Here is an 11,058-nt window from a genome sequence, read left to right on the forward strand (position 1 = left end):
TGCATATGCCGATTTGTGCAACAGCGACCTTGCAAAGTTGCGAACGTTGCGAACTTCGCCTCGGTAGTGTGATCTTTCATCAGTACCGAGGAGATTCGATGAAAAAGATGTACGCGGGCGCCCGTCTACGGCGCCTCCGAGACGAGCGCAACCTGTCACAGTCCGCGCTCGCGAAGGTGCTCGGACTCTCCCCGAGTTACGTCAATCAACTCGAGAACGATCAACGTCCGCTGACCGTCCCGGTTCTGTTGAAACTCAATTCCGAATTCGACCTCGATGTCCAGTTCTTCGCGTCGGACTCCGATGCGCGTCTGGTTGCCGATGTCCACGAAGCTCTCGCCGAGACATCGGAATCCGGTGAGGTATCCCTGGCCGAAGTGGACGAGTTGGTAGCCCGGATGCCGGCCGTCGGACGTACGTTGGTGATGCTGCACAGACGATTGCATGCCGCTACGGAGCAACTCGATCAATTCTCGACACAATTGTCCGGTGATGCAGTACCCGAGACCGCCCTGATGCCCATGCCGTACGAAGAGGTCCGCGACTTCTTCTACGATCGCCGCAATCACATCTCAGCCCTCGACGACACCGCGGAAAGACTGTTTGTCGACAACGCATTGTCGATCGGAGCACTCGATCTTCAGCTGGCCAGGCTGTTGCGCGATCAACACGGCGTTACGGTCCGAATCCGCACCGATGAGCCGGACAAGTTGGGGCCCAAACGGTTCTACGACGCCGACAAGTCGATTCTCACCCTGGCCCGCCGGCTCTCCGCCGGGCAACGCGCCTTCCAGATAGCCATGCAATTGGCCTTCTTCACCCAGGCAGATCTCATTGATTCGATTGTGGCAGAAGATGAATCGTTGACCGCAGAGTCGGCTGCGCTGGCCCGCGTCGGGCTGGCCCACTATTTTGCCGGTGCGCTACTGCTTCCTTACACGCACTTCCTGAACTCTGCCGAGAAACTGCGCTACGACATCGAACTTCTGAGTCTGAAATTCGAGGTCGGGTTCGAGACGATCTGTCACCGACTCTCCACTCTGCAGCGACACGGCCAGCGAGGTATCCCGTTCTTCTTCGTCCGCACCGACCGCGCTGGAAATATCTCGAAGCGTCAGTCCGCCACAGCATTCCACTTCTCACGGGTAGGCGGTAGCTGCCCACTGTGGGTGGTACACGAAGCATTTGCCAGCCCGGGCCGCATCCTGACCCAGATTGCAAAAATGCCGGACGGGCGAACGTATCTGTGGATTGCGCGCACAACTCACAGCGGCGGGTTGGGATATCTTGCCCCCGAGCGTAATTTTGCCATCGGACTTGGTTGCGACATCACCTACGCCGACCGCATGGTCTATTCACGCGGCATCCAGACGGACGACCCGGCCACGATCGTTCCGATCGGAGCAGGATGCAAGGTGTGCGACCGACCGTCGTGCGCTCAACGCGCGTTTCCTCAGCTGGGCCGACCGGTATCGGTGAGCGAAAACAGCAGTAGCCATCTACCTTATCCGCAGGAGTGATCGTGACAACAGTTTGATTCAGGCTGATCCGATGTCCGAAAATCCTTGCCACACAACCCTCCACGGATAACACTGGGACTCAACCATCTTCGAGCGATCGAGAGTCCTGGCTCCCCGACGTCGCAGCAACCCCCTCTTTTCGAGGTGTGGGTGCTTTCTGCCAGGTCCGATGGAGGATTTGTGAACGCCGACCGACCCCGCACGTCAGTGCGGAATGCCGCAGTCATCGTGATCGTGGGCGGCGGTCCTCGAGGCACCGGAGTACTCGAACGCATCCTCGCGCAGGAAGCGGTGAACGCAGACCCGACGCCGCTCGAGATTCATGTGGTCGACCCGTATCCAGCAGGTGCCGGACGCATCTGGCGTGGCAGCCAAGCCCCCCTCTTGTGGATGAACTCCACCACCGCCGATGTCACGATGTTCACCGACAGCACGACAACCGTCGACGGCCCGATCGTGCCAGGTCCGACCCTGGCCGAATGGGTCGCCGAGAACACTGAAGAACTTGGTTCATTTCCCGAAATTGCCGACGAGATTCCGACCGTCACACCCGCGTCGTTTGCGTCGAGATCCTTGCAAAGCCGCTACTTGCATTGGGTATTCCAGTCGGCTGTGGACTCGGCACCGCTGCACGTCGACGTTCGGATTCATCGTCGATCAGTGGTCGACATCGAGGACACGGACGGTGCGCAAATCGTCCATCTGGACAACGGTGACGTGATCGAAGCAACAGGTGTCCTGTTGGCTCAGGGCCATCCGGACGCGTTGGCTGCTCCGCGGGAGATTCAACTGCGGGACTTCTCCTCCGAACACCACTTGACCTACGTCGGTCCCGGATACACCGCAGACCTCGACGCCGACGTCATTGCCGAAGGTGAGCCGGTGCTGATCGCGGGCCTGGGACTGGCGTTCATCGACTGGATGGTGCTCCTCGCGGAGAGTCGCGGTGGTGTCTTCGTACGAGCCGACAACGGCAACCTCGTGTACTCGCCGTCAGGGAGGGAACCACTTCTGTACGCGGGATCACGTCGAGGAGTTCCCTACCACTCCAAGATTTCGTACTCGATTGAAGACGCTCGGCCGCCGCTACCGAGGTTCTTCACCGCAGATCTGGTGCCTGGCGACGGCCCACTGAACTTCCACGAAGATATCTGGCCGTTGGCCTCGAAGGAACTGGCGGGCGCGCACTATTACGAACTGTTTTCTGCACATCCGGAACGGACCGTGGGCACGTGGGAAGAATTCGACTCCGAATTTGCCTCACTGAGTTGGGGATCGCCGCGTCTAGGCGAATTGATCGAGAACGCCGTGCCGAAAGCGGAAGACCGAATCGACCTGGAGCAGCTCAACCGTCCACTCGGCGGCGAGCGTTACGACGGATTGGACGCAGTTCAGAAACGGATCGGTGAGTACATTGCCGCCGATATCTCGCGCAGATCGGACCCGTATTTCAGCGCCGATGCCGCCGTCTTCTCGGCACTGCTGTCGTCGTACATGACCGTCGGAGAGTTGTTGCGCCGTGGCCGAATCCCAGCGGAATCGGTCGCCAAGGATGTCGAGGGCTGGCTGCATTCCTTCTTCAGCTTCATTGCCAGTGGTCCGCCACCGGAGCGACTCGAGCAACTGCTGGCACTCAACGAAGCAGGCGTAGTGCAGTTTCTGGGCCCCGACACCGTCTTCTCCACCGAGATAGATCCGTCGACCGGAGACGGACTGTTTGTCGCGCGCAGCGCATCTCATACCGACATCGTGGCTACGCGCACCCTCATCGAAGCGCGCTTGCCCGTTGCCTCCATCAGTGCAAGCGGCGACGCACTACTACGTTCCCTGCATAGCCGCGGCAAGGCAGTTGAACTACGGGCCACCGTTGACAGTGCAGCAAAGCTGGCTGTGGACGGGACGTCGCGAGTCCGCCACGCCGACAACACAGTCCATCCCCGTCGATTTGCGGTCGGACCGTGGGTCGCCGGCCACAACTGGTCTGCGGCGTTCCCCCGTCCGCGTACCAATGCGGGGTTCTTTCGCCACAACGACACGTTGGCTGCGGAGATCCTGGGCGCGACACGACTGTGCGCCCTCCCGGTAGCGTTCACTACCGGAAAGGCGCACGTGGGCTCTGCCCCTAGCTGAACACCAACTCACCCTCGTCGACGGCGACGGTGATGCTGCCACCCTCTTCGAGGAGATCGTCGAGCAGCATGTCGGCGATCTTGTCGTCGACCACCCGCTGGATCGAGCGGCGCAGCGGCCGGGCCCCGAACTCGGGCTGGTGCCCGTGCTCGGCGATCCAGTCCACGGCGTCCGCTGTGAACTCGATCTCGATGCCCTTGGACTGCAGTCGCTTACGGCTGTCCTCAAGCAACAAGTCCGTGATCCGGTGCAGTTGCTCGGTATCGAGCTTGCGGAAGATCACGATTTCGTCGATACGGTTGAGGAACTCGGGCCGCATCGACTCGCGCAGCCGAGCCATCACACGATCACGCAGCGGCTTCTCAGCCGACTCTGCGTCACCGGTGATGAAGCCGAGTCCACCGGACTTGCTCGAGATGATGTCCGAGCCGAGGTTGCTGGTCATGATCACGACGGTGTTCTTGAAGTCCACCGTGCGACCCTGGCCGTCGGTCAGACGTCCGTCGTCGAGCACTTGGAGCAAGGTGTTGAACACGTCCGGGTGTGCCTTCTCGATCTCGTCGAGCAGGATCACCGAGTACGGGTTACGACGCACCTGTTCCGTGAGCTGTCCGGCCTCGCCGTAGCCGACGTATCCGGGAGGTGCACCGACCAACCTGCTGACCGTGTGCCTCTCGCCGAACTCACTCATGTCGAAGCGAAGCATCTTGTTCTCGTCACCGAAGAGTGTGGCAGCCAGAGCTTTTGCCAGCTCTGTCTTACCGACACCGGTGGGTCCGAGGAACAGGAAGCTGCCGACGGGGCGATTCGGGTCGCTCATACCGGTGCGGCTACGACGTACGGCGCGCGCGATTGCGCGAACAGCATCGTCCTGACCGACCACACGGCTGTGCAGCTCCTCTTCCAGCCGGCGCAGGCGATCCTTCTCGGCCTGAGTCATCTGGCTGGCCGGGATACCCGTTGCGCGAGCGACAACTTCGGCAATCTGCTCCGCAGTCACGTCCGGTGTTTCCTCGGCGACGGGAGCCTGGGTCCCCGCCTTTTCGAGACGCTGTGTGACATTGTTGATCTCGTCACGCAGCTGCGACGCCTTCTCGTACAATTCGTCGGCGACGGCTTTCTCCTTGTCGCTCTCGAGCTGCTCGAGACGTTGCTGCAGAGCGGCGGTGTCCACGGTGGCCGTCTTCAAACGAAGCCGGGCGCCGGCCTGGTCGATCAAGTCGATTGCCTTGTCCGGCAAGAATCTGTCGCCGATGTAGCGAGCCGACAGTTCCACCGCAGCCGTGATCGCCTCGTCGGTGTAGTGCACCTTGTGGTGATCCTCGTAGCGACTACGCAAGCCACTCAAGATCGCGATAGCGTCCTCGATCGACGGCTCCCCCACCTGAACAGGCTGGAAGCGACGCTCGAGAGCCGGATCCTTCTCGATGTGCTTGCGGTATTCGTCGAGCGTGGTGGCACCGACGATGTGCAATTCACCGCGAGCGAGCTTGGGCTTGAGGATGTTTCCGGCATCCATCGCACCTTCGGCGCCGCCGCCGGCACCTGCAATGGTGTGCATCTCGTCGATGAACACGATCAGCTCGTCCTTGTTGGCGGTGATCTCGTCGATGACCTTGGTGAGGCGTTCCTCGAAGTCACCGCGGTACCGAGTGCCCGAGACCATGCTGGACAGTTCGAGCTGGACAATTCTCTTGCCCACCAACGAGTCCGGCACTTCACCGTCGACGATGCGCTGAGCCAGACCCTCCACGATGGCGGTCTTACCGACACCGGCTTCGCCCACCAGAACAGGGTTGTTCTTGGTGCGACGCGAGAGAATCTCGATGGTCTGTTCGATCTCGTCGGCGCGGCCGATCACCGGATCGACGCCGCCGTTTCGGGCGCGATCGGTGAGGTCCACCCCGAACTTGTCGAGCATCGGAGTCGCGGAGTCACTCTCCTCGGCAGGCGCATTGGGATTCCGAACGGCGTTCTGTAGCTTCTCCGGTGTCACACCGGCGGAAGCGAGCAGACGACCGGGAACGTGATCCATGTCGCCGGCCAACGCGATGAAGAGGTGTTCGGGGTCGATGTAGGTCGATCCCAGTGCCCGAGCCAACTGATGTGCCTCGAGTAGTGCTGTTTTTACGGCGCTACTGAGCACGGGCGCAGTGAAGCCACCCTGCTCACGACCTTGTGGGAGCCGCTGGTCGATTGCCTCGACCACGGCTTTCGGGTCGGCCCCGGCGCGCTGCATGAGCGTGCGGACCGGGTCCTGCTCCGCCATGACGCGGAGAACGTGCAGTGCATCGAGATCCGAATCACCGCGAGCAGACGCTGCGCGAGCAGCCTCAGCCATGAGTTGCTGGGTGGCCCTGCTCATGAGCCGGGAAAGGTCGATGCGACCGGGACCCTCGGGCCCGAAGAATGCTGGCATTCCGAAGCCTCCTAATAGTAAGTTGAGCGTTCTTGACTCAAGTAACGTGCTCGGAGGCCGATCAATTCCCGCGGGCTTGGATTTCTTTCAACAGCGGAAGCAAACTCGAGATTCCCGCTGGACCGACGACGCCGCAGGGCGATTGTGCGGACGCGCGCTCGATCATCCGCGCGTGGGCATATTCAGCGCGCGGGACGGCTCGAGCGAGATGGCTAACAAATCAGACTGTCCGGTACCCGCAAATCCTTGTGATCGTAAAGTGCCCGCATGGCGATGGGATCGTCGGAAGCACAGACTCGGGCGATCTCGTCGAGCAGCAGGTCGTACTCCGCACCGGTCTTTCCGTCGTAGGCGTCGGTCATGCGGCCCCACTCGTCCCAAGGCAGGGTTTCGACCTTGTTCACTGCGGCCAGATCCTTCACAGCGTTGCCACGGATCTCGGCCGGCCCCCAGTTCTCGGTTCCGTACACCCCGAATTGGGATGCGTCGATCTCGCCGCGCCGGTACGCAACCCATGCCTCGCCGCCACTGAGGAACTCTCCTGGCTGCAGGTCACGTGCGTGAGGAAGTATGTTCTGCCCCAGGATCTCCGAGTCGATGCGGATCCAACGTCCGCGGTCATCGTCCCGATACTCGGTGATCCAATGGTCGACGCCCTGCCCGGGCTGGAAGTAAGTGGCAAAGCCACAGCGGACACGAGCGGCAATACCGCGGTGACGCAGCAGCGCACAACTCATCACAGCAAAGTGCCGACAGGTTCCGACGACCCGTTTGCCTGGTTCCCGGGCAGTGGTCAACGGAGCTGCATCCAGTGCGAGTAGCCGTTGAAACAGAACGTTTGCCGGTCGGATCTGGTTTTCGTCGAATCTGTCCGCGGACAGATTCAGCGACTGCGCATCGGTGAGTTGGACGACCAGGTAGGGAACTACTCGGCAAATGTCCACGGGATCGACGGCGAGCAGCTCGAGCGACGGCACATCCACCCCGTCGAGTCCGGTTAACGGTCCGGGCATCGTGTAGTCAAGGTCTGGTTCCACGAGGGCGAGCCTAAGCGGGGTTTCTCGTTTGTACTCGACCCCACAGCTTCTCGATCGGCGACGAGAGCAGGAGAAGGAACAGCGGGAAATACGACGTCGCCGGAACGAGCACACTGACGAGCAGTGCCACCACCAGTATCAGGAAAGTGACAATCTCGGCCGTGAAATTCGGTTTGGCACCCTCCTCACTCAACGACGGCTTGCGGACCAGACCCCACGCGACCACTGCCAGGCACGCAGCGCTGGCGGCCATCGTCCCGATGTAGAGAGCCCTGGTTCCCAGATCCTGCGACGGCGCCGCCACCAACGCCGTCGGGAAGGGCAAGAACACGATGGTCAGCACCCACAGCCCCAATCCGCGCACAACCACCTTGTCTGCGTCGATCACAAAACGAAGCAGCCGATGCTGCGACCACCACAGCCGGAAGATCACCAGAAAGCTCAGCGCGAAGGAGTAGAACTGTGCAGCGTTCTCGTGCAGTAATTCGGACGTGGTGCCATGGTGGTCGGTGGTTAGTTCGACCAACGGTAGTACGAGCAGTGTGATCGCGATGGCGACGATCGCGTCGATAAAAGTGACGTAGCGCTCGAAGTAGCGGGTTCGTTCGGCAAGCTCAGCCATTGCGGAAGCATATGCCTCACAACAAGAAACAGACCGGCGACGCCAAGTTCACGCAAAACACACATTTAACGAATCAAATTCGCTAGACTTAGTGGTCGACGCGCCGCTCCCCATACTCGACGAATCGCCTCCATCAACTTCCTTCTGCTGGTCCCGCTCGCCTTGGTATCTCGCCTGTCCGCGCGCACCGACGGTGCGTATCGTCACCACAGCGCCGCTATCACCACCGCCGTCATCGCGTAAGGATCACGAAAAGTCATGAATGAGCGCATCACTCACTACCGCAACGGGAAGATTTTCACTGCCGCCGAAGGCGGCTGGGCCGAATCGCTGGTCGTCAAGGATCAGCAGCTCATTTTCTCGGGAGAGTCCGAGTTCGCGGAAATCCTTGCCCCTGACGCCGAAGTGGTCGATCTCCAAGGCGCCGTTGTACTTCCCGGTTTTGTCGACGCGCATACCCATTTGATCATGATGGGATTCTCACTGCAGAAGCTCGATTTGCTCGACGCCACCAGTATTGCCGATATCCAGACCAGCATCCGCACCTTCTCGGAATCGAACCCCGATGCACCTCGTCTGCTTGGACGCAGTTGGCTGTTCTCGGCACTCGGTGGGCAACACCCAACGCGGGAAATGATCGACGCCGTCGTGCCCGACCGTCCGGTGTACCTCGATGCCAACGATCTACATTCTGTCTGGGTGAACAGCGCGGCGCTACGAGAACTTGGCATCGATGCCGACACGCCCGACCCGATCGGTGGTCGCATCGATCGAGACCCGAGCACCGGAGAAGCAACCGGAATGCTGTACGAGACCGCGGTGATGCTCTACGTGTGGCCGAAGCTGGCTGAACTCGCAACCGACCAAGACCGGGACACGGCCCTGGCGCTTGCGTTCCGCCGTTATCTCGAAGACGGCGTAACCGGCGCAGTGGACATGGCACTCGGCCCGGACGAATTAGCTTGTCTGGAAAGAGCATTGGACGCAGGGAACGGAACGCTGCCGTTGCGGGTCGCTGCACATTGGCTGATGACGCGTGAGGACAACGACGCCGATAATGTCAGGCAAGTTCACGACGTCATCGAGTTGCACGATCGCATCCAAGGTCCGTGGCTCGCCGTCGCGGGCATCAAGATCATCATCGACGGTGTGATCGACAGCTGCACTGCTGCAATGAAAGAGCCGTATTCGGACGGCACCAACGCCGAGCCCATCTGGGACCTGGAGTCATTGATACCTGTCGTGACCGCCGCCGACGCCGCAGGCCTGCAAATCGCCATGCATGCCATCGGCGACGAGGCGTCCGAGATCGGTTTGACGGCACTCGAATACGCGATAGCCACCAACGGGGATATTCCCCGGCGGCATCGGATGGAACATCTGGAGTCGATCACCCGAGACAACGTCGAGCGCCTTGCCCGACTCGGTGTGGTCGCCTCGATGCAACCAGTTCATGCGGATCCTGCTATTCAAGAAAACTGGCGTGCAATGCTCGGCGACTACCGTGTGAATCGTGCCTACCCGTGGCCCGAATTCACCGAGGCCGGTGCGGTTCTCGCCTTGGGATCGGACGCGCCGACTGCGCCTCACCCACCGCTGCCTAACATGTTCATCGCCACAACTCGTATGTCTGCCATCGACCCGTCACTGCCACCCAACCTCCCGCAGTACGCACTTCCTCTCGCGGAAGCTCTCGCACACGCCACTCGGGACGCGGCCTACTCGTGCCGGTGGGAAAACGTGACCGGCCAACTGGTTCGGGGCAAAGCTGCCGATTTTGTCGTATTGAAACAAGATCCGTTCACAGAAGGTGTCGACTCACTCCTCACCACCGAGATCGCGATGACTGTTGTTGCCGGGTCAGTTCGGTACGCCAACTGCGTACAAAACCCGCAGTAGCCCAACTACATTCACGACACCTTCGACAAATTGCCCACCAGATCAGCGGGTTCGTCGACGTACAGGCTGATCCTGTCGACAAATCCGCTCCGGCGGTATCGCGGGATCAACGCCGGAAGTTCGACGTGGAGCGGTTGTCGCAGAACCACATCGACGTTGGTTCCGTCGAGATTCGGCAACGTCAACCGACTGCCTTCTAACTCCGGTGTTGTTGTGTCGAATCGACGCACACATGCCGCCGACGCCATAGACTCTCGGTCGATCGAAGCGACAACTGTTCCGGATTGTCGCACCACGAACCGTGTGTCCGTCACGAAATGTGGATGAACCCGATGCAGAGCCAGGTAGCCGAACAGCACCACCAACGACCACACGGACGCCAGTGCAAGAATCACACTGAGCCACATCCATGGCACAAGAATGTGCAGCACCGCCATTTCGATGACGGTGGCAACGCCGAAAGCGACAGGAAGAACCAATGATCCACCGCTGGATCGAACAACGACGGCGCCTTGCTCCACAACTGCGTCACGGCCGCGAATCCAGAGCCACAACGCCCCAAGTTTTGTGTTCGAGAATGTCATCGCCCCTCACCTTCGTCGGCTATTCGCGCCACGAGCGCGCGCTGAACCCGCAGTACTACCTCACGTTGCGCCGGGTCCGGAACAACATCGTCGAGCGAGACGGGCATGCCTAGCCCGACGTCGGACTGGGCCCTCAGGTCCGCAATTGTCTGCTCGTCGAATTGGGCCAGGATGCTGCAGGCGAGCTGCTCAATCGCGCTCTCGATCGAAACCGGCTCCTTCCCTTCGATACTCGACCATTCCGACAGCGACGCGAGGTAGTGGGAACGCTTCTCGTCATCCGCGATCACCGACGCATAGGAGTGTAAAAACTGCTCGGGAGCACTTCCCGTCATTGCCAGCACCTCGAGAAGATCTCGTTCACGCTCGAGCGCGCGCTGCACTCCCGGCGTCGACGCGGTATCGACGGCCTCGGTCAGAGCTGACGCGACTTCCGTAGGCAAGGCAGACACAGTGCGGCCGCTCTCGGCGTCCGCGAGCATCGAGGTCAGTCCGACATGCCGACGCGCCAGTTTTGCCTGTTCGACTTCCACTGCCCCGATCAACGCTCGGAGATCGGCAACGGTATCGCTCACCCCTTCTCCCGAGGTGTCTGCGGCGAACAACGCCGCTATCGAACCCAACGGAACACCCCGCTCGGCCAACCAGCGAATGCGGACCAGCCGTACGACGTCGTCCATCGTGTACTCGCGGTAACCGTTTGCACGCCTGACTGGTTCCGCGAGCAATCCGAGCCGATGGTAGTGCCGCACAGTCCTCGGTGTGGTCTGAGCGGCCTCCGCTAGCTGTCCTATTCGCATGAACACAGTGTCAACCATGACGTTGCGTCAAGGTCAAGATTCATTGG

General features: G+C 60.7%; 8 protein-coding genes. 3 read left to right on the top strand and 5 right to left on the bottom strand.

Annotated features, from left to right (window positions below):
* The first annotated feature begins 98 nt into the window (after positions 1-98).
* Entirely contained in the window at positions 99-1,520 is a 1,422-nt protein-coding gene (locus tag R4P64_RS09795) for a short-chain fatty acyl-CoA regulator family protein (RefSeq protein WP_317820575.1), read from the top strand.
* Between the two features lie 180 nt (positions 1,521-1,700).
* The gene (locus R4P64_RS09800) at positions 1,701-3,650 is read left to right on the top strand and encodes an FAD/NAD(P)-binding protein (RefSeq protein WP_317820576.1); all 1,950 of its coding nucleotides are present in this window, start codon (positions 1,701-1,703) and stop codon (positions 3,648-3,650) included.
* On the opposite strand, the gene R4P64_RS09805 is transcribed toward R4P64_RS09800, so the two are convergent.
* From R4P64_RS09805 to R4P64_RS09815, 3 genes are all read right to left on the bottom strand, one after another.
* The gene (locus R4P64_RS09805; protein WP_317820578.1) at positions 3,643-6,069 is read right to left on the bottom strand and encodes an ATP-dependent Clp protease ATP-binding subunit; all 2,427 of its coding nucleotides are present in this window, start codon (positions 6,067-6,069) and stop codon (positions 3,643-3,645) included. The two genes, R4P64_RS09800 and R4P64_RS09805, sit on opposite strands and share 8 nt — an antisense overlap.
* A gap of 212 nt (positions 6,070-6,281) precedes the next feature.
* Positions 6,282-7,106 (bottom strand): transglutaminase-like domain-containing protein, encoded by an 825-nt coding sequence (locus R4P64_RS09810; RefSeq protein WP_317820580.1) that lies wholly within the window; start codon positions 7,104-7,106, stop codon positions 6,282-6,284.
* A gap of 10 nt (positions 7,107-7,116) precedes the next feature.
* Positions 7,117-7,728: a TMEM175 family protein gene (locus tag R4P64_RS09815; protein WP_317540695.1), complete on the bottom strand. Its 612-nt coding sequence runs from the start codon at positions 7,726-7,728 to the stop codon at positions 7,117-7,119.
* Between the two features lie 258 nt (positions 7,729-7,986).
* Between R4P64_RS09815 and R4P64_RS09820 the strand changes: the two genes are divergently transcribed.
* The gene (locus R4P64_RS09820; RefSeq protein WP_317820583.1) at positions 7,987-9,627 is read left to right on the top strand and encodes an amidohydrolase; all 1,641 of its coding nucleotides are present in this window, start codon (positions 7,987-7,989) and stop codon (positions 9,625-9,627) included.
* Positions 9,628-9,638: 11 nt separating this feature from the next.
* On the opposite strand, the gene R4P64_RS09825 is transcribed toward R4P64_RS09820, so the two are convergent.
* Together R4P64_RS09825 and R4P64_RS09830 are read right to left on the bottom strand one after the other, a co-directional pair.
* Positions 9,639-10,211: a hypothetical protein gene (locus tag R4P64_RS09825; RefSeq protein WP_317820585.1), complete on the bottom strand. Its 573-nt coding sequence runs from the start codon at positions 10,209-10,211 to the stop codon at positions 9,639-9,641.
* Positions 10,208-11,011, bottom strand: a complete 804-nt coding sequence (locus R4P64_RS09830; RefSeq protein ID WP_317820586.1) for a MerR family transcriptional regulator — start codon at positions 11,009-11,011, stop codon at positions 10,208-10,210. Before R4P64_RS09830 ends, R4P64_RS09825 begins: the two co-directional genes overlap by 4 nt.
* Positions 11,012-11,058 lie beyond the last annotated feature (47 nt).

This window comes from Rhodococcus sp. IEGM 1366 (assembly GCF_033142425.1).
Taxonomy (GTDB): domain Bacteria; phylum Actinomycetota; class Actinomycetes; order Mycobacteriales; family Mycobacteriaceae; genus Rhodococcus_F; species Rhodococcus_F globerula.

Coding starts and splice junctions, on each gene's coding strand:
- R4P64_RS09795 (WP_317820575.1), top strand. CDS start 99: ATGAAAAAGATGTACGCGGGCGCCCGTCTACGGCGCCTCCGAGACGAG.
- R4P64_RS09805 (WP_317820578.1), bottom strand. CDS start 6,069: ATGCCAGCATTCTTCGGGCCCGAGGGTCCCGGTCGCATCGACCTTTCC.
- R4P64_RS09815 (WP_317540695.1), bottom strand. CDS start 7,728: ATGGCTGAGCTTGCCGAACGAACCCGCTACTTCGAGCGCTACGTCACT.
- R4P64_RS09820 (WP_317820583.1), top strand. CDS start 7,987: ATGAATGAGCGCATCACTCACTACCGCAACGGGAAGATTTTCACTGCC.
- R4P64_RS09825 (WP_317820585.1), bottom strand. CDS start 10,211: ATGACATTCTCGAACACAAAACTTGGGGCGTTGTGGCTCTGGATTCGC.
- R4P64_RS09830 (WP_317820586.1), bottom strand. CDS start 11,011: ATGCGAATAGGACAGCTAGCGGAGGCCGCTCAGACCACACCGAGGACT.